Raw genomic sequence first — 20405 nt, 5'->3', positions numbered from 1 at the left:
GTTTAGTAATTTTGCTACCAACGGCGTGACGCGTCAAGTCGTTCTATCGACTAGTTCTCACTTGCAGCAAATGGCAACCAGTACACATCGGATATGTATACATATTACTCCAAAGCATCCGCGGCTATTACCACTATCCGCAGTCATCAGCCATGTCCGTCAAAGGAAGCGGATAGTCCAGCAATGACGATCGATTGAGTACGCGTGCACATACACCTCTTGCGTTTGCGGCTAAGTAAGCATGTCCCTGTGCTGAGTTCAGGGACCGCCAAAACTGGGCCATGATCGTTGCGGGCCCGCGGACTACGTACAAGCAGTCGCTGATGACCGACTCGCCCGAGGCAACACGAGCAAAACGCTCTTCCAAGTGCCGTCCAACACGCGTGAGCACGATATCGCCAGCGCTCGCGCGGGGTGCGTCCCCATATGCTCGGCGAATCGAGGCCTGGGACAGCGACAGACTGCGGCTTACGCCTGCCCCTGGAATGTTCGTAGAGTGGAGGATCGGCAATCCAGCGCTACGCGCCTCGGTTGCGTTCCAGCGACCACGAATGATTTGCACACCGGCAAAATCCCCAAGCGACCGGACTGAGGGAATGGTTGCCGACCGCCGCCACGCGTAGAAGCGATAGTCCATGCGGCAGACCGCCTCTTCTACCGAGATATAGAGTGGATCGCTCAGATACGCATTATGGTCCGCGCAATAGAGCGGGATACGATCCGGCGATACACCGCCCTTTTCGAGCGTTAGGATGAATGTCTTTGCGTCCGTGCCTGGGAAGGCCCGCGAGGGCAACTCGATCACGCTATGGAGGGCATGCGATGCGAGCAGTGCTTCTCGTAACGGTCGACTGCGTGAACCAGTGACGGTGCCGTCGGGGACGATAATGCCCATCTGTCCGCCATGCCGAAGCAGCCGGAGATTATGGGCGAGAAAGACCAAGTCAGCGGGCATACCACCCTCACGGGGCAGCGCCGCCTGGAGACCGACCCTCTTCAGCAATGAGCGGTAGGGAACCGCTAGTTCGGTGACTTGGTAGGGTGGATTGCAGACAGCAGCATCGAACTCCATGTGGTCCAGCCTACGATTACGCGCAAATGCAGGCGAAAGCACGTTCATTACCAGGTGCTTATGGCCATCGATGGCTTCGTCAACCACGCGAAGGGTTCGATCGATATCGACCGATGTCAGGCGCGCAGCCTGCCAACGACGCCGGGCAGCTGCTAACAGCGAGCCTTCTCCCGCACCGAGCTCGACCACATGGGCCGCACTGGCAAGCGTCATTTGACCAACAAGCAGGTCCCCGATCTCAGGCCGGGTGAAATATTGTTCTAAGACACGGGAGCGGACCCGCGCTGGAACTGTACTCAGATTCAACATGTGGGTCTCCGAAACGGCATGATAGCCACATCAGCCGAAAAATAAAAATCTCCCTGCTCGCACGTGCCCTCACCTGTACCAGCTTGATCCAGCTTAGTCAGCTTTAACACGAAAGCCTTTTTACAAGGTATCGGTGGATGGCGCCTACGCCACTGGTTTGATGACGCGACCTGACCGGGAAGTCGTATTTAAGTCGAATATCGTCGCGACAGCAGGCAAACAACGCGACGCCGATGGAACTTGGCTTGGAGCCGAGCGGCGCGATGAGCAAGCGCTCATTTATGCTGTTGTCAATTGCTCTTGCGGCGGCGCTGAGTTGCTCGAATGTAGCCTTGGGATTGCTGGCACCGGCAAAGGCCACTTCCCGATCTCGGTTCTGGTTGATGAGACGGGCATGGGGTAGAAGGGCATGCATCTCCCAGGTCGTCCGGTAAGGCGGCACACCGAAAATCAGCGTTGTGTGCTTAATGAAGTTGCCGTCGTCGTCTTGGAGGATTCGGTCCAAACGGTCAGGCTCGAAACCAAGGCACGCCACGAGGCGACCCGGTTCATCAGGGCGAAGTTCAGGCGCAAATCCCGGCACCGGTTTTAGCCCGATGAACTGGTCGGCGAAAGAGAAGAATAGATCCATGCTGATGTCATCGCTGGCTGGATGGTAGTGCTCCGGCTCGGCATAAAGGTAGCCCAGCTCTCGCGGTGAATCGCAGTGCAAGAATGCCCGAGTCAGGATTAGTATTTCGACGGCATCCAATGACGTGGCATCAAGGAGAACCCGGCGTCCGAGATAGGACTCCCGCAATCGCTCCAAGTCCGCCACTCGCAGCGGCGTGCCGTTGAGGCTGATCTGGAAATTGTGCGGGTCGTAGCTAACCGATACCGATACTGGCGCGCTGGCGATTGCTATCCGCAATGACAGGTCGCCACGATCATCGATAGCCTGTCCATGGAAGACGATATCGAAGTCCTCAGGCGCCCTACCGGCATCGGTCGCCAGTTGCCGCATATCGACAAACCGGATCACTCGAACAGTCCCGGATGGGCATCAGCCACTGCCAACGTCTGATCCCACTTCAACATGAAACTACGTAGCAGCGTTTCAAAATGGGCGTCACTACCAGAGAAGATGACATTGATTTCTGATGCTTTCAGGGTGATTTTCTTTCGCTTTCTGTAGCTGATTCCAAAATAAGCACTAAAGATAGGATTCGGGATGTAGTCGTGCTGGGCAAGCGATGAGTCACTTTTGTTCTTTGTATCTTTCTCCTCGTACAGCACCGACCAGATGAGGGCCTCGCGAAGTAGACTTCGTGTTGCATCCGAAAGTGCCTCCTTATCCGCCTCATCGATCGAAAAGTGGTTGATTTCAGGCTCACTCAATGAGGCACGACGGTGCGCGGTCTGGAAAAGTCGTCCGAGCCGTTTGACGAGCATCTGCAGATCGCGCCCACGCAATCCCAGGTTGGGGATGTCTTTCAGAAGTACCGAGCTTGTGTCTTTCGCCGCCAACGCCTGCACCTCCCACGGAACGCACTGCAAGTCGCCTGACACACGACTTTCGGGGCTCAGCGTGACATCACGTAGGGCGGTATGGCAGAACTCCAGAAAGAACCTGAGGTTGGGTGCGGACATTTGGCAATATCGGTCGAACCCTGCATACAGCGGATTGGCACGATTTGGCAAACCGTCATAGAGGTAAAACAGCGCACCGTGAAGATTGTTACTTTCCCAGTCATTGAAGGGATTCGCTGGTCCGCTGCGCCCACCAAAGCTATCTAGAGCGTCGAGCACCGCCTGAGGGCCGGGCTTGTCGCGATTGAGTACGAAAGCCGCGACGATACTTGCCACAGGCTGTTCGACGCACTGAAACTGGGCAGCAGACAGCCTGGTCATCCTATGCTTTTGCAGGCCCTTTGTCGCGACATCGGTCAACCGTCGTAGCAGCGGCGCATCATCGAACACGCCCTTGGCGATGTCGGCTGCCGATCGGCCGGGCAAAAGCCTTCCGGCCGCAGCTCGGATTGCACGGATATATCCCTCATCGATTCGCTCATGAAGCCGACTCGGCGCATGGAGCCGATTGACCTCAAATTCGGGGCAGCCCGCATCAAACCCTTGCTTTGCCAGCTTCATGAGAAGCAACTCTGCCGCCAGAAGCTTGAATGTTCTTTCGTTCTCGCTGACTAGCTTTTCCAAGTCGATTGAGCGAATGTCGTGGGTCTCTACGATCTGCTCGCCACCACTGGTGACAAATTGGTCTACCGAGTCCTTACGCATGGCGAAATTGAAGGAATAGCGAGGTCGCGGATGCTTGACCAAGTCGCACACAAGCTGGCGCTGGTTGTCCTTTAGATTCTCAAACTCATCAACGAATATCCGGAAGAAGATTTTTCTCAGCCGTGCGTCGGCCTCAGCAATATCTTCCGCGATCTCGCTCAGCACCTCATCGATCCGAAGGAACAAAGGAGCATCGGTGCCAGGATTTTGCACCCATCGGCTCAACTCAAAACGGCGGGTCTTGGCGAAATCTCGCAGATCCGCATAGGTGCCGACCTTTTTCGATAGCAAGATTTCGGTGGATGCCGGCAACTGGCGCATCCGCAGGTCGATTATTTCTCCCGACAGAGGAGCCTTTGCCAAATTATTGATGAAGAGCGCGACTTCCTCCAAGACCACAATTGCGATGTAATGCAGGAACGCTCGATACGCCTGCTCCTCACCGAGCCATTCCGGCTTCATGAGATCGCAGAACCCGGTATCGGTTCGCCAGTAGAGACCGATACCCTGGGAAAACACGTCAGAAGTTATCTGCGACTGCTTAACACTCAGTTGCGTGCAGTGCGAGAAGTAGCGTAAGAAGATTGTCTTACCACACCCTCGACCGCCAATGACCCGGACCGACTTTCGATCCCGATGCAGCGTAAGCTTATCGAAGTAGTGAGGCACAATAAATTCGTTAGTCACGTCCGCGTCGAGTTGCTCCGCTCGATTATTGACGAACTCATCGACGATGTTTTCCAATTTCACGAAAACCCCCTTAGCGAGGCATCAAAGGCCGCCATTGGCCGGTTGAATTCCAGTAAGCGCGTAGCGAATTGTTGGGGGTGCGCCCTGGAAGAAGCACCGTCAGGTCGAGTGAATAAGCACTTTCCCTCGGAACCTGCTTTGCGCGCATTATGTTCTGGTAAAGCGCTCGCATATCAGCAACTGTATTGACCTGATCGCGGACCCATATACCCGATCCGTCAGCCATCCCGGTGAAGAATCCAGCATTCTCATGCAACGTTTCGACCGGCCTAAGCTCTACCGTGGGATAGGCCTCGCGAACGGCCGCCAGTCCCTTGGCTGTAGCCAGAAGCGGGATATAGACACAGCGCGTCTCGGGTGGAAGGCTCTTCAGATCGTATTTTTCGGCGAAGCGGCTGAACTGGCGCCCGGTCCCAAGAAGATCATCAATTAGGATAAGAAGACCAGGAAAGTTCTGCCAAGCATTGGGATCATCTGCCCGCCACAGATAGCCATCACCGACCTTCGCGGCGATGGAAAAATTACGGACAACAGTCTCGGCGCTATTACCCGGACGTCGGTCGATCTTGATGCCATCCACGGGCATGATTCGCAGCGATATGCAGGGACTCCTATTACCAAGGGCTGTTGCAAAATCCTCGATGCAAGCAAAATCCCAAAGACTCGAGGATCTCATCAAGTCCGGAAGGATAACCTCGGCAATATGCCGGTAGCTGCTCGTGATCATTTTTGGCGTACGGATCACGGCAGCACTAAGAAGTTGCGCGGCGAGGTATTGAGCTTGGGGCGTCTCAAAATTTCGCAGCCAGCCATCCAAGTCTGTAGGGCTTATAATATCGATTACCTGATTTACTACGAGCGAGCGAAACCGCTGGAACACATGACGCGAAAGGCCCTCATGGCCCGATGGGACGATTACCGGCACAACCCTCTCCCTGAGTTCGGCTTCCAATGCACCTAACGGGTGCTCTTGTATCATCGCCTTAGTGCATGCCGAAATCTATCCGACAGGCGGCGTTGCAGGCCAAGTCGAAGCGGCTTTCCAGGGCCAGCGTGGCGTTCTTGGCGTCGCCCAGGCGGGCCAGGCCGGAGCGGATCAGGCCGTCGAATTCGCGTTGGTCGGTCGGTTCGGCGCTGAGTTGCTTGCCGGGGCCGGACAGGTTTTCAAGTGGCGAGGTCATCCATTCCTCCAATCACCCAGATCTTGGGTTGCTGCAGCACGCGCTGCAGGAATGCGTTTTCGTCGCGCAGGCGCTTGGCGTAATCGGCACGCGCGTACAGCGTGGGATTGACCGGGCGGCCCAGCCGCGCCTGCATGCCATCCAGCGCGCGCATCAGGTCGGCATAGCCCAGCGTGTCGGAGATCACCATCAGGTCGATGTCGCTGCGCGCGGTGTCGCTGTGCTTGGCGACCGAGCCGTAGACGAAGGCGGCCACGATGTCCGTGGCGATGGGCTGCAAGGCCTCGCCGAGAGGGCCGGCCAGGCCGATGGTCTTCTGCACGATGCCGAGCAGTTCGTCGTGGATGGGCGAGTGCGGATTGGCCTGGTAGCGCTTCTGGTTGCCGGTGCGCTGTACCGTGAGCAGGCCGGCGTCGGCCAGCTTGGCCAGTTCGCGCTGCACCGCGCCGTTGCCGGCGCCGGCGGCCGCGATCAATTCGCCGACCCCGAAGTCGCGCTGCGGCTGGCCGTACAGCAGGGCGAGCACGCGTTGCTGGGTGCGGGTGAACAAGGCATCGGCCAGGCCCGATGGCCGCGCGCTTGCAGCACGCGGCGCTTCGGTCTTTGCGGTGGCGATGGCGGCCTCGTTACCCATAATGGGTAGGTTATTACCCAATCTGGGTATTTGCAAAGCTTTTTGGCTAGGCCGGGCGAAGCCTCCCTGGTCAGGAGCCAGCGCTACTCAACGAGCCACCACCCACCCTCACCCCTTCCGCCCCGCCAACCACGCCTTGATCTGCGGCACCCGCTGCGCACGCAGCTTCACCCGCGTGCGGATGTCGGCGATGGCCGCGTCCGCATCGCGGCGCGAGGTCGCGGCGAGGTAGCGCTGCGCATACGCCTGGATCTTGTCGACCATCTTCAGGTCGACCGAGCCGGCGCCCAGGCGCGGGTAGTAGCGGGCGCGCGAGGTGGTGTCGATCAGGGTGTCCACGTGGTCGCGGTGGGCCACGGCGAAATCGAAGGCCAGGTCCGGATGCTCACCCGCCACCGTCGTGATCATGGAGGCGCTGTTGGTGGCGCCGGGCTCGTCGGTCAGCGCCATGTCCAGGGCGCGTTGCGCGAGGGTGGCGTCCTTGGCGCCGGCCAGCAGCAGGTAGTCCTGGTCGCGGATCATCGAGGACGTCTCCTTCTGCGCCATCCGGTGCAGCGCGTCCCAGGTGGCGGCGTCGGCATGGCGCGCGACGATGCCCAGCACGCTGTTGCGCAGTTCCGGCGACAAGGCGGTCGGGTCGGCCTGGAATGCGGCGAACCGGCGGCGCGCTTCGGCGATCACCTGGGCGTCGCCCATGCCGCCGAGCGTGTCGATCAGGTGCGCGCGCAGTTGCTTGGCCTGGGCGGCGTCGCTGGCGCGGTCGTCCCAGCCCAGCGTGGCGAACTCCGGCGCCAGCCGCGACAGCGCGTAGCGGCGCCAGGCGGCCTGGCTCTGCGGGTCGTCCTGGAACAGGTCGTCGATGCCGGCGTAGACCGTGGCGACAGTGACCCACAGGTCCGACGCCGCGCCCACCGGCACGGTGTCGGCCAGGCCGAGCAGGTCCGCTTGCGGCTGCAGGCCGACAGTGGCCAATGCGCTGGTATCCAGCAGCACGCCGAGCTGGTCCACCACCGGCAATGTGGCGAAGCCGGCGGTCAGCGCCTTGAACTGCGCGGGTGCGTACAGCGTGCGGTAGTAGCCCTTCTGCCCGGCGTTGACCAGCACCGGCGCGGTGCAGCCGGGCAGTTGCAGTTGCGCGCTGCCATCCACCAGCACGCGCACTTCATTGTCGCCGCTGCGCACGGCCACCGGCACGTGCCAGCGCAACGGTTGTTTGTCGGGGCGGTCGAGGGTGTATTCGCCCTGCTCCAGGCGCACGACGGTGGTGCCGGCGTTGCAGCTGGCGGCGACCTTGATCAGCGGCACGCCCGGCTGCAGGGTGAAGTCGTGCGCCACCTGCAGGAACTGCTTGCCCGGCGCGGCGGCGTCGATTTCCTGCCACAGGTCGCCGGTGACGGCGTTGCCGTAGGCGCGCTTGCCGATGTAGCGGCGCACGCCGTCGCGCCATGCGTCGGCGCCGACATAGTCCTCCAGCATGCCGATCACCGCCGAGCCCTTTTCGTAGGTGATGCCGTCGAAGGCCTGGCTGGCCTGTTCGACGGTGTCCACTTTCTGCACCACCGGGTGGGTGGTGGCGTAGGCGTCGCTGCCCATGGCGGCGCGGCTGACGTAGGCCGGGCCGGTCTTGTCGATATCCCATTCCGGATGCAGCTTGGCGGTGGTGCGGCCTTCCAGCCAGGTGGCGAAGCCTTCGTTGAGCCACAGGTCGTCCCACCAGGCCATGGTCACCAGGTCGCCGAACCATTGGTGCGCGATCTCGTGTGCGGCGGTGGTGAACACGCGCTGCCGATCGGTCACGTCCGACACCGCCGGGTCCAGCAGCAGGGAATGTTCGAAGGTGAAAATGGCGCCCCAGTTCTCCATGGCGCTGAAGAACTGGCTGCCGCCGGGCGCGGCGATGTTGTCCAGCTTGGGCAGCGGATAGCGCACGCCGAAGTAGTCGTTGTATTCGCGCAGCACGTCGCGGCCGGACTCCAGCGCGAAGCGCGCCTGGTCGGCCTTGCCCTGCTGGGCGATCACGCCGATCTCGGTGCCGTTGTCGCCCTTGAGCGCGGTGCGCTCGAACTCGCCCACGCCCAGGAACAGCAGGTAGGTGGACATCTTCGGCGTGGTCTGGAACGCGACGCGCTTGAGGCCATGGCCGAGGTCGGTGGTGGCGGCCACGGGCATGTTGCCGACCACCATCTGCGCGGCCGGCGCGTTCACCGTCAGGTCGAAGGTGGCCTTGAAGTCGGGTTCGTCCCAGGACGGCAGGAAACGGCGCGCGTCGGAGTTCTCGAACTGCGTGTACAGCGCGCGGCGCTGGCCGTGCGGGGTGGCGTAGTCCAGCGCGAACAGGCCGTTGGCCTGGGTGTTGATGACGCCGCTGTAGGCGATGGACAGCACGTAGCTGCCCGGGGCCAGCGGCTTGGCGAACACGAAGCTGGCGGTCTGCGCGTCGGCGTCGGTGGCGACCTTGGCCACCAGCGCCGCCTTGGCCTTGCCGCCGGTCAGGGTGCTTTGGCCGAAGCGCAGGTCGGCGGCCTGCAGCACGATGCGGTCGGTGGGCTGCAGCACGTCGAGCGCGATGCGGACCTTGCCGTCGAACGTCATCGTGTCGGCGTGCGGGGTGATCTCCAGCGCGTAATGGCGCGGCCTGGCAGTGCGCGGCAATTGCGTGGTGACCGACGCGGCCGGCGCGGCCGGCGCGGCCGGCGCGGCGACGATGCTAGATGCAGGACGTTCCGGCTGGGCGAACGTGCATGGCGAGACGCTGGCCAGGGCCAGGGCGATGGCGGTCGTGAGGATCTGGCGCATGGGGGCTCTTCGAAGGGGCCGGCGCAGGATACAGACGGCGCGGCGCGTTCGACGCGGACGCGTGCAACGCAGACAGCGGGCAATCAGCTCGCGCCTCCAGGACCCCGCCCTGCCCATCAGAGGGCAGCGGCTAGGTCACGCCAGTTGCCTGAGTTGCGCCTCGCTGGGAAAGTCACGCACGCGAAAGCGCGGTGGATAGAAATCCGGTTCCTGCTCCATCAGTTCGGCGACCACCGCGACGGCCTTGTCCCAGTCCGCGACCACCATGTCCGCGTCGCCCTCGTCCTTCGGCACGACGAAGGCGATGCGATCGGCCTTCGGCAAGGAGGTGTCGACATCGCGGGTCCAGGTCGCCAGCGAGAACTGCCGGCCGCTGCCGTCGTTCTCCTCGAACACGCGATAGGAGGCGACGAAGATGTCGGTGTGGTTCGCGGCGTGGATCTTTTCCAGCAGATCCTTCTGCAGGGAATAGGCCGGCGCATCCATCATGCGCTGCAGATCGGCCTGGCGGCGCCGGTGCTCGGGCTGCGGCAGCGCGAATGGGACGATCCGGCGCGCGTCGTCGTAGGCGAAGGCCAGCGAGGAGATGCAGCGCCCGTTCGCGGCCGCGTCCAGGCTCAGTTCCAGCATGCCCGCCATCGCGGTTTCGTCGCGGTCGCCCACCACCAGCAGGCAATCGCGGGTGGGCAGCATGAACACCGGCCGCCCCTTCACCGGAACGCGCTGCAGCACGTCGGGCAGCACCACGCGGCTGGTGTCGTAGGCGTCGTGCCAGGCACCCTGGAAGATGCCTGGGGCGACCTCGACGAAGCGGTCCGGCGTGGCGTCGCGCAGGTTGTCGTGGGCGATGGCCAGCGCTTGCTCGAAGGTGATGCCCCATGCGTCCTTCGGCCCAGCGAGCAGGGTCGAGGTCGAATCGGGGCGGTCGATCGCCAGCAACTCGACGCAGTCCTCACTCAGCTCGCGCCAGACGGTCGTGAACGGCTTCTCCCAGCCATGCGCGCGGACATGCTCCAGGCGCATTTCCTCGAACATGGCGCGATGGCGCACGACGGGCATCAGCATCGGCCGCGCCTGTTCCAACGTCTCGATCTGGTTGTCTTCGCCGCCCTCCTCCACGAACGCCGCCGCATAGCTGCGCAGCACCTCGGCGCGGCGCTGGCGATCGGCGGTGGTGTAGTCGTGGTAGGCGTTGTGCAGATTGATGATGCGCCCGCGTGGCGCGACAAGGCGGAATTCGTCCGGTCGGTACGTTAGCTCCTCCCGGTAGCCCTGCGCGCGCAACGCCTCCTCGAACAGCTTGGCGAACGCATCCGGGCTGGTCTTGCGCGTGAGCAGTTTGTCGAACAGTGCTGTGAGCATCAGTGGTCTTCCTTGGTGGTTGGCGCGGGCGTCCGCGCCTCGGTTTCATGCATCGCGTGCATAGCCCGCCTCTCGCTGTGCGCGAATCGCCAGCACGATCACCGTGTCGGTCACATCCACATAGCGATACGACGCCACGTCACCGCGCGAACCGCGGCCCATCACCAGTTCGCGGCTGTCTCCATGGACCGGGCGGCCGATCAACGGATTGCCTGCCAGCACGTCGAACGCGCTGACGATCTCCTCGGCTCTCTGTTCTGCATGCGCGCTCTCGTGGTCGCGCAAATACGCGGCGATCCGCTCCAGATCCTCGATCACGCCGGGACCGAGGCGAATGCGCGCCACTTCAGTCTTCCAGCTTGCGCGCCATTGGCCGCTTCGCAGGCTTTCCTGCCACCTGGGCCCTGAAGTAGGTGCGCGCCTCGTCCCACGGGATCGTCTCACCCGTCTCCAGGAACTCGGCCCAGCGCTGATCGGCCTGGGCGTGGAAGTCGGCGCGCCGCTCGGCCAGCTCGGCCTTCTCGGCGATGGCCTGCAGGATGAAATTGTGCGGCGTGGTGCCGTCGCGCTTCGCCGCTGCGGCAATCCGCGCCTTGAGCTCGTCGGGTAGACGGATGGTGGTGGTGCTCATGGAATCCTCCGGGCACGTCGTGCCCGCGACGAATGTAGCACTTTTGTGCCACACGGGCGAGACTGCACTTGGGAGCGAAATCCAAGACGAGAAGTCCGATCCTCACATGGGACTGCGACTACCGAGAAGGACCATCTCGATCAGGGACTATGCATCCCTCTCCCCAGCACGATGCATCGGCGTGGCATCAACCCAAGACATGTGATACGTTTAATATACGTATATCCATACAATGGATTTCTCATGGCGCTCAAACTTAAGCAGTTCCGCGTAAAAGCAATGCTCAGCCAAGCCAAGTTAGCCAAGGCAGTGGGAGTCTCACAACCCAACTATCAGCGCTGGGAGAGCGGAGCCTCCCCTATTCCGAAAGACAAGCTCGTGAAATTAGCAAAAGTGCTGGAGACAAACCCGGACACTCTGCTTGGAAAGCATCCGCCAATCCTCGCCGGGTTCTACGACAAGTCCGTCGGAGAAGATCTCAACTACTATGGTGAAGTCGCGATTCACTTCTTAGGCGGCGGCGCCCCTCTATTGCTTTCAATCACAGACGGTGCATTTAGTCGCCTACACCGCGCACTCCAGCAACAACCTAAATTCGTGACAGTCGAGAGTCTGTCGAATCAGACAGTTGTGATTCGGGCGGGATCGATCGCTGACTTGTATTTCTCAAGCGAGGCGTACGATGACTTCGGCCCAGAGCACGACACCTACGTAGATCATGCCGTCTTGCAGATGCCAGATGCGCGTGATTGGGAAATTGTGGAAGAACTCAGTTTTGATGGAGAACTCGCCAAATTCTCCGCCAAAGACGTCAAGCGCGTCTCTGAAGCCATAATGATTACAGATCTTCAATATGATGCGCTAGTCGCGGAGGGAAGGATAAAACCAGAAGAGCTCGAAAGCGAAAAGCATAAAAACTCTATTACGACGAAGAGGATTTTTGAGCTTGCAACTTACGTTAAGTACCAGCTTTCGAACGGGAAACAACGAACTTTACACATCCCAGACGATGAAGAACTTTTCGACTCATTCTATGAGCTGGTAGATTTCTGCGACGACGTCGGCGACGCGGAAGGGGAACTAACACGAGTTTCCATCGAAGGCTGGCACCGTACAGCTTTCATCAACAACTCGGCTCTCGACTACGTGATGCTGCCAACCCATCGCTTCGAACGAGGAAGAGAAGAGGCTGATGCCAGGATGCTCGAGGAAGATGAAGACGCATGATCCAGCTGCCGATTACTCTCAAGCAATAGTGCAGCTGAGAGAACGAAGACCTGATGCTACTGACCAAATCTTGGCCTGCACGTTCTGGCGCGATGAATTAAAAAATATGAATATCTGATTCTCAATTAAAAAGCCCCGCTGTCGCGGGGCTCTTCACTGAGGCTCGTCTCATTTCTACCATATTCGGAAGAAAGGGCGGAGGGCAGCCTGCCTACGCAAACGGATCCTGCAGCACCATCGTGTGGTCGCGGTCCGGGCCGGTGGAGACGATCGAGATCGGGCAGCCGGCCAGTTCCTCCAGCGCGCGCAGGTAGGCGCGGGCGGCGGGCGGCAGTTCGTCCCACACGGTGATGCCATGGGTGTTCTCGGTCCAGCCGGGGAACTCCAGGTACACCGGGGTGCACTCTTCCCAGCCCTGCGCGTCCAGCGGCGCGTATTCGGTGCGCTTGCCGCGGTATTCGTAGGCGATGCAGATCTTCAGCTTCTCCATGCCGTCGAGCACGTCGAGCTTGGTGATGCACAGGCCGGAGATGCCGTTGATGGCCACGGCGCGCTTGAGCGCGACGATGTCCATCCAGCCGCAGCGGCGCGGGCGGCCGGTGGAGGCGCCGTACTCGGCGCCGCGGTCGCGGATGCCCTGGCCCACTTCGTCGTCCAGTTCGGTCGGGAACGGGCCGCCGCCGACGCGGGTGGCGTAGGCCTTGGCGATGCCGAGCACGTAGTCGATCGCATCGGCGCCGACGCCGGTGCCGGCCAGCGCGCCGCCGACGGTGGTATTGGAGCTGGTGACGTACGGGTAGGTGCCGTGGTCGATGTCGAGCAGCGCGCCCTGCGCGCCTTCGAACAGCACGCGCTTGCCCTGCTTGCGCAGCTCGTGAAGGATGCCGGCCACGTCGTACTTCATCGGCTGTACGTACTCGCCGAAGGCCAGGGCCTCGTCGAAGGTCTTCTGGAAATCGACCGCTTCCACGCCCAGGTACTTGGTCAGCACGAAGTTGTGGTAATCCAGCGCGGTGCGCAGCAGTTCTTCCAGCTGCGGCGGGTAGTGCAGGTCGGCGATGCGGATGCCGCGGCGTGCCACCTTGTCTTCGTACGCGGGGCCGATGCCGCGGCCGGTGGTGCCGATGGCCTTGCCGCCGGCGGCCTTCTCGCGGGCCTGATCCAGGGCGATGTGGTACGGCATGATCAGCGGAGCGGCCGGGGAGATCTTCAGGCGCGAACGCACTTCCACGCCCGCCTCCTCCAGCTCGCTGATTTCCTTGATCAGCGCGGCCGGGGAGATCACCACGCCGTTGCCGATCAGGCACAGCGCGTCTTCGCGCAGGATGCCCGACGGGATCAGGTGCAGGACGGTCTTCTTGCCGTTGATGACGAGGGTGTGGCCGGCGTTGTGGCCGCCCTGGAAGCGCACGACGGCACCGATTTCCTCGGTGAGCAGATCGACGATCTTGCCTTTGCCTTCATCGCCCCACTGGGCGCCGAGCACGACAACTGACTGACCCATGGCTGGGTAACTCCTGGTTTGCTGCGCAGCCATCGGGGCCGCACGGATGTGGTGGCCATGCACGGGTCTTGCCGGCGCCGGTACGGCCGCTCCATCGGGGAGCGTCCAGGCGGCGGCAGGCCCTTACACGGAAAAAGCCGGTCGAGGCGCTCGTGTGGAGCGGGCCCGGCCGGCTTTTGTGCATTATCCGGGTTTTGGGTGGCGGTCACCACCCCTTCCGCGGCCGCGTTCAGCGACGTACCCGGCTGGAGCGAACCGGATGCGGATCAGGCGCGGACCCACAGCAAGGCCAGCAGCCCCACCGCCAGGGCCACGCCGCCGGCGATGCGCAACTGCGCGGCCGGCACGGCCAGCATCTGCTGCACCAGCCGCTTCCAGGCCTCCGGCGCGACCAGCAGCACCAGCCCCTCGAAGACGATCATCAGGCACACCGCGGCGATCAGATCGTGCATAGGGTCTCGGGCAAGAGGAACGGGCGAACGCGTCAGCGCTGGAGCGCCTTGAACCATCTGTAGGAGCGGCTTCAGCCGCGACATTTACCTTGCCGGAGAGGACCTGTCGCGGCTGAAGCCGCTCCTACAACAGGGGACTGCGGGGACCGGGATCCGCGCTTGCGAATCCCGAATCCCGAATAACCAATCCCGGCTCTATCAGCGCTCGCTCTTCAGGTACTGCAGGAACGGATCGTTCTTGTCCAGCACGATCACCGCGTTGCCGTCGGCCATGGCGCCGCGATAGGCCTCCAGGCTGCGGTAGAACGCGTAGAACGACGGGTCGGCGGAGCCTGCCTTGCCGTAGATGCTGGCGGCCTCGGCATCGCCTTCGCCGCGCAGCTTCTGCGCGTCGCGCTCGGCCTCGGCGACCAGCACGGTGCTCTCGCGGTCGGCCTGGGCCCGGATGGTCAGCGCCTGCTCTTCGCCTTCGGCGCGCAGCTTGCTGGCTTCCTGCTTGCGCTGCGCGCGCATGCGCTCGTACACGTCGGTGATCACCTGGCTGTCGGTCGGCAGGTCGATCTGCTTGATGCGCAGGTCGGTGATCTGCATGCCCAGGGTCTTGCCGGCGGCGTTGATCGCGCTCAGCTGCTGCGCGATCAGTTCGCTGCGGTCGCCGGACACCAGCTGTTGCAAGGTGCGCGCGTTGATCTGGTTGCGCAGCGAATCGATGATGATCGGCGCCAGGCGCGCGTTGGCCACCTTCTCGTCGCCGCCGGTGGCGCGGTAGAACGCGCGCACGTCGGAGATGTAGCCGATGGCGAAGAAGTCGACGCTGACGTCCTTCTGCTCGGCGGTGAAGTAGCGCGCCGGCGGCGTGTCCAGCACCTGGAAGCGGCGATCGAACACGCGCGTGGATTCCACCAGCGGCAGCTTGAAGTGCAGGCCCGGCTTGAGGTCGGCACGCGCCACGCGGCCAAGGTTCAGCACCATCGCGGTCTGGTCTTCGCGCACCACGAACACCGAGCTCAGCAGCGCGAACAGCGCCACGACCGCAACGCCCGCCCACAGGGAAATTCTCATGGCTGCACCTCCTCACGGCCGTTCGGGCGCGGCGTGCGCTCCGGACTGCGGATACTTTCGGCCGGGCTGCTGGACAGCGACGGCATCAGGACTTCCTGCGGCAGCGTCGGCATGCCGCCGCTGGCGGACGGCGCCGGCGCGGCGCTGGCGCCGCTCTTGCCGCCGTCGGCCGGCATCGGCACGTAGATCAGCTGGCGGCCGTCGCCGCCGATGACCTTGCGGTTCTCCGACAGCACCTTCTGCACCGTCTCCAGCCACAGCCGCTTGCGGGTGACCTCCGGCGCGTTCTGGTACTGCTGCTGCAGCAGGGTGAAGCGCTCGGCATCGCCTTGCGCGCGGGCGATCGACGCTTCCTTGTAGCCTTCGGCGACGGTGCGGGTGCGCGCGGCCTGGCCGCGGGCTTCCGGCACCATCTTGGCGGCGTAGGCCTGAGCCTCGTTGATCAGCCGCTCCTTGACCTGCTGGGCGCCGTTGACCTCGTCGAAGGCCGGCTTCACTTCTTCCGGCGGGCGCGCGTCGGGCAGGGTCAGCCCGGTCACGATCAGGCCGGTGCGGTAGGCACTGAGCGCGGCCTGCAGGCGGTCGCGCGCGGCGGTGGCCATCGGCCCGCGGTTGTTCAGCACCACGTTGAGGTCGGCGCGGCCGACCTGTTCGCGCACCGCGCTCTGCGCGGCCTGCTCCAGCACCTGGTCGGCGTTGCGCGAGCCGAACACGTACATGCGCGGGTCGTCGATGCGGTACTGCACGTTGAGCGAGACGCTGACGATGTTCTCGTCGCGGGTCAGCACCGGCACCTGGTTGCTGAAGGTCTTGATCTCGGTGGCGTTGACCTTGCGCACCGATTCGATCGGCCACGGCAGCTTGAAGTTCGGGCCCGGCTGCAGGATCCGCGAGAACTGGCCGAAGCGCAGCACCACGCCGCGCTGCTGCTCGCCGATCAGCTGGAAGCAACTGAACAGCAGCAACAGCACCACCGCCGCCAACACCCAGCGGCCGATGTTGGCGCCGTCGCCGCCGAACAGGTCCTTCAACGGACCGGGCAACCCGCCCCACTTGCCGCCACCATTGCCGCCACGAGGCTTCCAGGGATTGCGCCCGTTATTGTCCGGGCCATCTCCGCCCTTGCCGCCGGGTGTATTCCAGGCCATGCATGCTCCAAGAAGGTAGGTGGCGGCGCGTCGGTCCGCGCCGGTCACCGTAAGTGAGTCGCCGATTCTACAAGATGGGGCAGATCCGACGTTTCGAAAGGGCTATCTTGGTGCATTCCTTCGCGCCGACCAAGGTTTTCGCCATGTCGCTCCCCGCCAGCTTCCCCGCCTTCCGCATCCACCAGGACGATGCCGGCTACCGCGCCGCGGTCGAACCGGTGGGGCTGGACCAGCTCAGTCCCGGCGAAGTGGTGATCCGCGGCGCCTGGTCGTCGGTGAATTTCAAGGACGCGCTGGCCGGCACCGGCCAGGGCAAGATCCTGCGCCGGTTCCCGCTGGTCGGTGGCATCGACGTGGCCGGGCACGTGGTCGCCTCCAGCGATCCGGGCTTCAAGGAAGGCGATGCGGTGCTGGTCACCGGCTGCGGCCTGAGCGAGACCCGCGACGGCGGCTACAGCCAGTACGCGCGGCTGGAGGCCAAGTGGGTGGTGCCGCTGCCGGCCGGGCTGAGCCTGCGCGAGAGCATGGTGCTGGGCACCGCCGGCTTCACCGCGGCGCTGGCGCTGCTGCGCCTGCTCGACAACCGGCAGACCCCGGACCACGGCCCGCTGTGCGTGACCGGCGCCACCGGCGGGGTCGGCTCGCTGGCGATCGACATCTTCAGCCGCGCCGGCTTCGAAGTGCATGCGGTCAGCGGCAAGGCCGACCGCGCCGAGCACCTGAAGGCGCTGGGCGCCAGCCAGGTGCTGGGCCGCGACGCGCTGCAGACCAAGCGCCCGCTGGAGTCGGTGCGCTTCGGCGGCGGCCTGGACAACGTCGGCGGGGCGATGCTGACCAGCCTGCTGGCGCAGACGGCCCCGTACGGCAACGTCGCCAGCGCCGGGCTGGCGGCGACCCCGGAGCTGGACATGACGGTGATGCCGTTCATCCTGCGCGGCGTGTCGCTGCTGGGGATCGGCTCGGCCGGCACCGCGCGCGACCTGCGCGACCTGATCTGGCAGCACCTGGGCAGCGACTGGAAACCGCGCCACCTGGACGCGATCTGCACCCGCGAAGTGGACCTGTCCGGCCTGCCCGAAGTGTTCGCGACGATGCTCGCCGGGCAGTCGTTCGGGCGCACCGTGGTGCGGCTGGATCCGGCGGCGTAGACGTGCCCGGGGGTTTGTGACGCGCACCGCTTTCCGGGTGCGCGCCGCTGCCACTACACTCGTGGCTCCAAGGGGGAAACACATGGCACGCATCCTGATCGTCGACGATTCGCCGTCGCAGTTGCTCGGCATCCAGCGCATCGTCGAGAAGCTGGGCCACGAAACGCTCACCGCCACCGACGGTGCGGCCGGCGTGGAAGCGGCCAAGGCGGCGCTGCCGGACCTGGTGCTGATGGACGTGGTGATGCCCAACCTCAACGGTTTCCAGGCCACCCGCACGCTGCGCCGCGAGCCGAGCACGCAGAACATCCCGGTGATCCTGGTCACCACCAAGGACCAGGACACCGACCGCATGTGGGGCATGCGCCAGGGCGCCCGCGCCTACATCACCAAGCCGTTCTCCGAGGACGAGCTGTCCGAGGTGATCGAGCGGGTGTTCAGCGGCGAGGATCCGCCGAAGGGCTGAAAGGCCGGGATTGGGAATTCGGGATTCGGGATTGGGAAGCCGAGGCTGCCTGCGCTCCCGGCCCCGCGCCTTTTGTGAAGGGGCTTCAGCCCAGACGCGTTACAGATAAGGCGTCGGGGCTGAAGCCCCTCCCACAGGAAAGCAGACGCTGCGGCAGGCCTGGGAAACTCGAATCCCCAATGCCGAATCCCGAATCCCGGCTTCACACTGCCTCGCCGAACGCCTTGGCCAGACTGCGATAGGCCTTGCGCTGCGCCTCGGTCTCCGGCGCCGGTGCCAGCACTTCCAGTTCCACGATCTGGTCGCCCGCCGGGGTGCCCGGCAGGCCGCGGCCGCGCAGGCGCAGCTTGCGCCCGGCGTCGGACTCCGGCGGGATCTTCAGCTCCACCGCACCGCCCAGGGTCGGCACGCTGATGCTGGTGCCCAGCGCCGCCTGCCACGGCGTCACCGGCAGGGTGTACAGGATGTTGAGCCCGTCCACCTCGAACTGCGGGTGCGCGGCGTATTCGATCTCCAGCAGCAGGTTGCTGCCGCCGTTGCCCTGCCCGCTCAGCCGGATCACCTGGCCGGGGCGCACGCCCTTGGGCACGCGCACGTCCAGCTGCTTGCCGTTGATGGTGATGCGCACGCTGTCGCCGGCGTACACCGCCTCCAGCGGCACCGCCAGCTTGGCGCGGGTGTCGCCGCGCGGCGCCGCGCCCGGGCCGGGACCGGGGCCGGCACCGCCCTGGCGCGCGCGCTGCTGGCGCGCGAACAGGCTCTCGAAGAAATCGCTGAAGCCGCCGCCGGCGCCGCCGTTGCCGAACACTTCCTCGAAGTCGTAGCCCTGCGCGCCGCCGTAGTTGGGCGGGGCCTGGAACTCTTCGCCGGGCCGGTAGCCCTGCGCGCGCAGCTGATCGTAGGCGGCGCGCTTGGGCGGATCGCGCAGCGCTTCGTAGGCCTCGTTGATGGCCTTGAACTTGTCCTCGGCGCCGGCCTCCTTGCTGACGTCGGGATGGTACTTGCGCGCCAGCCGCCGGTAGGCGGTCTTGATCTCGGCGTCGCCCGCGCTGGGCTCCACGCCCAGGGTCGCGTAGTAATCCTTGAATTCCATCCATCACCTCAAAAAGAGTCGGCCCGCCGCCTTGCGGCAACGGGCCGGTTGCATGCTGCGCACCATCGCCCGGCCATTCTACTGGCCGGCCGCGAAGGCGCGGCGACGCCGCGGCGTCGCCGGCGCGGGCGGGCGCTTACTGCACGATCGTGGCCCCGGTGTCGACCTGGATCCGGCGCGGCGTGCTCGCCGGGCGCTTGGGGATGCGCACTTCCAGCACGCCATGGTAGCCGGTGGCGGAAATGTTGTCGGGATCGGCGCTGTCGGGCAGCGCGAAACGGCGGTGGAAGCTGCCGTAGCGGCGCTCGATGCGCGAGAAGCGCTCGCTGTCGGCGGTGGACTCGCTCTTGCGCTCGCCCTTGATCGACAGGATGCCCTTGTCCATCGACACCTCGATCTCGGCCGGGTCGATGCCGGGCAGGTCGGCGTACAGCACGAAACGCTCGGCTTCCTCCTTGATGTCCACGCGCGGCACCCACTGCGCGGTGACGACGGCCGACTCGTCGGTGCCGCCGTTGGGGTCGAAGAAGCGGTCGAACACCTGCTTGATCTCGTTCTGGAAGGCGGCCTGGGCCGGCAACGGGCGATAACGGACGATGCTCATCTCGTAGTCTCCTGCAACGTGAATGGGATAAACCCTGACGGGTGGTTCGCGGCGCCGGGCCAGGCCCGCCGCCATGCCTGCCAGATAGGAATGGCCCTGCGCTTTTCAAGGGGCCTTGACGCTGCCTTCCCATTCCGATTTCTAGACTCGATTCATCCAAGGAGCCCGATATGCCCATCCAGCCCGGCGAACGCATTCCCGAAGTGGTCCTGCAACGCATCCGCGAGGGCGTGGAGCAGGTGGACACCCGCAGCCTGTTCGACGGCCACCGCGTGCTGCTGTTCGCGGTGCCCGGCGCGTTCACCCCGACCTGCTCGGAGAAGCACCTGCCCGGCTATGTCGAGCACTTCGAGGAATTCCGCAAGCGCGGCATCGAGGTGTACTGCATGGCGGTCAACGACCCGTTCGTGATGCAGGCCTGGGGCAAGAGCCAGCTGGTGCCCGACGGCCTGCAGATGCTGTCCGACGGCAACGGCGCACTGGCCAAGGCGCTGGGCCTGGAAATGGACGCCAGCAGCTACGGCATGGGCGTGCGGGCGCGGCGCTTCGCGCTGTACGCCGAGGACGGCGTGGTGCGCGCGCTGTTCGTCGAGGCCCCGGGCGAATTCAAGGTCTCCGCTGCCGACTACGTGCTGCAGCACCTTCCCGACCCGCAGCATCTCCCCACCTAATCTTTCTTTCACCCACCACAC

The 20405-nt window shown here is 63.9% G+C and carries 20 protein-coding genes; 4 read left to right on the top strand and 16 right to left on the bottom strand.

The window, feature by feature from the left end:
* Window positions 1–133 precede the first annotated feature (133 nt).
* The 10 genes from HDC36_RS20520 to HDC36_RS20475 form a co-directional block, all read right to left on the bottom strand.
* Window positions 134–1381: an N-6 DNA methylase gene (locus HDC36_RS20520; RefSeq protein WP_179570716.1), complete on the bottom strand. Its 1248-nt coding sequence runs from the start codon at window positions 1379–1381 to the stop codon at window positions 134–136.
* Window positions 1382–1484: 103 nt separating this feature from the next.
* Window positions 1485–2402: a hypothetical protein gene (locus HDC36_RS20515; RefSeq protein ID WP_179570715.1), complete on the bottom strand. Its 918-nt coding sequence runs from the start codon at window positions 2400–2402 to the stop codon at window positions 1485–1487.
* Window positions 2399–4405 (bottom strand): hypothetical protein, encoded by a 2007-nt coding sequence (locus HDC36_RS20510; RefSeq protein WP_179570714.1) that lies wholly within the window; start codon window positions 4403–4405, stop codon window positions 2399–2401. The genes HDC36_RS20515 and HDC36_RS20510 overlap by 4 nt, the downstream gene beginning before the upstream one ends.
* Before the next feature lie 10 nt (window positions 4406–4415).
* Window positions 4416–5357: a hypothetical protein gene (locus HDC36_RS20505; RefSeq protein ID WP_179570713.1), complete on the bottom strand. Its 942-nt coding sequence runs from the start codon at window positions 5355–5357 to the stop codon at window positions 4416–4418.
* 31 nt (window positions 5358–5388) lie between these two features.
* Window positions 5389–5586, bottom strand: coding sequence for a hypothetical protein (locus HDC36_RS20500; protein WP_179570570.1), 198 nt, complete (start codon window positions 5584–5586; stop codon window positions 5389–5391).
* Window positions 5570–6220: a MarR family transcriptional regulator gene (locus HDC36_RS20495; RefSeq protein WP_179570712.1), complete on the bottom strand. Its 651-nt coding sequence runs from the start codon at window positions 6218–6220 to the stop codon at window positions 5570–5572. The genes HDC36_RS20500 and HDC36_RS20495 overlap by 17 nt, the downstream gene beginning before the upstream one ends.
* A 108-nt stretch (window positions 6221–6328) precedes the next feature.
* Window positions 6329–9016, bottom strand: coding sequence for a M1 family metallopeptidase (locus HDC36_RS20490; RefSeq protein WP_179570711.1), 2688 nt, complete (start codon window positions 9014–9016; stop codon window positions 6329–6331).
* A 135-nt stretch (window positions 9017–9151) separates the two neighbouring features.
* Window positions 9152–10378: a hypothetical protein gene (locus tag HDC36_RS20485; RefSeq protein ID WP_179570710.1), complete on the bottom strand. Its 1227-nt coding sequence runs from the start codon at window positions 10376–10378 to the stop codon at window positions 9152–9154.
* 45 nt (window positions 10379–10423) lie between these two features.
* Window positions 10424–10723, bottom strand: a complete 300-nt coding sequence (locus HDC36_RS20480) for a type II toxin-antitoxin system RelE/ParE family toxin (RefSeq protein ID WP_179570709.1) — start codon at window positions 10721–10723, stop codon at window positions 10424–10426.
* Between the two features lies 1 nt (window position 10724).
* Window positions 10725–11009, bottom strand: a complete 285-nt coding sequence (locus HDC36_RS20475) for a DUF1778 domain-containing protein (protein WP_179570708.1) — start codon at window positions 11007–11009, stop codon at window positions 10725–10727.
* Between the two features lie 243 nt (window positions 11010–11252).
* Here HDC36_RS20475 and HDC36_RS20470 point away from each other — a divergent pair, with 243 nt between their 5' ends.
* Complete coding sequence (locus tag HDC36_RS20470) at window positions 11253–12236, top strand: helix-turn-helix transcriptional regulator (protein WP_179570707.1); 984 nt, start codon at window positions 11253–11255, stop codon at window positions 12234–12236.
* A 211-nt stretch (window positions 12237–12447) separates the two neighbouring features.
* Here the strand turns inward: HDC36_RS20470 and HDC36_RS20465 are convergent, their stop codons facing one another.
* The 4 genes from HDC36_RS20465 to hflK form a co-directional block, all read right to left on the bottom strand.
* Window positions 12448–13740 (bottom strand): adenylosuccinate synthase, encoded by a 1293-nt coding sequence (locus tag HDC36_RS20465; protein ID WP_179570706.1) that lies wholly within the window; start codon window positions 13738–13740, stop codon window positions 12448–12450.
* A 266-nt stretch (window positions 13741–14006) separates the two neighbouring features.
* On the bottom strand, window positions 14007–14192 hold the full coding sequence (locus HDC36_RS20460) for a DUF2065 family protein (RefSeq protein ID WP_179570705.1): 186 nt from the start codon (window positions 14190–14192) through the stop codon (window positions 14007–14009).
* Window positions 14193–14390: 198 nt separating this feature from the next.
* The gene (locus HDC36_RS20455; protein ID WP_179570704.1) at window positions 14391–15254 is read right to left on the bottom strand and encodes a protease modulator HflC; all 864 of its coding nucleotides are present in this window, start codon (window positions 15252–15254) and stop codon (window positions 14391–14393) included.
* Window positions 15251–16402 carry an FtsH protease activity modulator HflK gene (gene hflK, locus HDC36_RS20450; protein ID WP_179570703.1) on the bottom strand — a complete coding sequence of 384 codons (1152 nt, stop codon included), beginning with the start codon at window positions 16400–16402 and terminating at the stop codon, window positions 15251–15253. Before hflK ends, HDC36_RS20455 begins: the two co-directional genes overlap by 4 nt.
* Before the next feature lie 143 nt (window positions 16403–16545).
* Between hflK and HDC36_RS20445 the strand changes: the two genes are divergently transcribed.
* Together HDC36_RS20445 and pilH are read left to right on the top strand one after the other, a co-directional pair.
* On the top strand, window positions 16546–17550 hold the full coding sequence (locus HDC36_RS20445; protein WP_179570702.1) for an acryloyl-CoA reductase: 1005 nt from the start codon (window positions 16546–16548) through the stop codon (window positions 17548–17550).
* An 82-nt stretch (window positions 17551–17632) separates the two neighbouring features.
* Window positions 17633–18016 carry a twitching motility response regulator PilH gene (gene pilH, locus HDC36_RS20440; RefSeq protein WP_145701440.1) on the top strand — a complete coding sequence of 128 codons (384 nt, stop codon included), beginning with the start codon at window positions 17633–17635 and terminating at the stop codon, window positions 18014–18016.
* 202 nt (window positions 18017–18218) lie between these two features.
* On the opposite strand, the gene HDC36_RS20435 is transcribed toward pilH, so the two are convergent.
* Both HDC36_RS20435 and HDC36_RS20430 read right to left on the bottom strand, forming a co-directional pair.
* Window positions 18219–19109, bottom strand: a complete 891-nt coding sequence (locus HDC36_RS20435) for a DnaJ C-terminal domain-containing protein (protein ID WP_179570701.1) — start codon at window positions 19107–19109, stop codon at window positions 18219–18221.
* 136 nt (window positions 19110–19245) lie between these two features.
* Complete coding sequence (locus HDC36_RS20430; RefSeq protein ID WP_179570700.1) at window positions 19246–19713, bottom strand: Hsp20/alpha crystallin family protein; 468 nt, start codon at window positions 19711–19713, stop codon at window positions 19246–19248.
* A 170-nt stretch (window positions 19714–19883) separates the two neighbouring features.
* On the opposite strand from HDC36_RS20430, the gene HDC36_RS20425 reads away from it, so the two are divergent.
* On the top strand, window positions 19884–20384 hold the full coding sequence (locus tag HDC36_RS20425; protein WP_179570699.1) for a peroxiredoxin: 501 nt from the start codon (window positions 19884–19886) through the stop codon (window positions 20382–20384).
* The last annotated feature ends 21 nt before the right edge of the window (window positions 20385–20405 follow it).

Source organism: Xanthomonas sp. JAI131, assembly GCF_013410075.1.
GTDB lineage: Bacteria > Pseudomonadota > Gammaproteobacteria > Xanthomonadales > Xanthomonadaceae > Xanthomonas_A > Xanthomonas_A bonasiae.
Note: the sequence above shows the minus strand (reverse complement) of the source record. Positions and strands in the feature narration are given on the sequence as shown.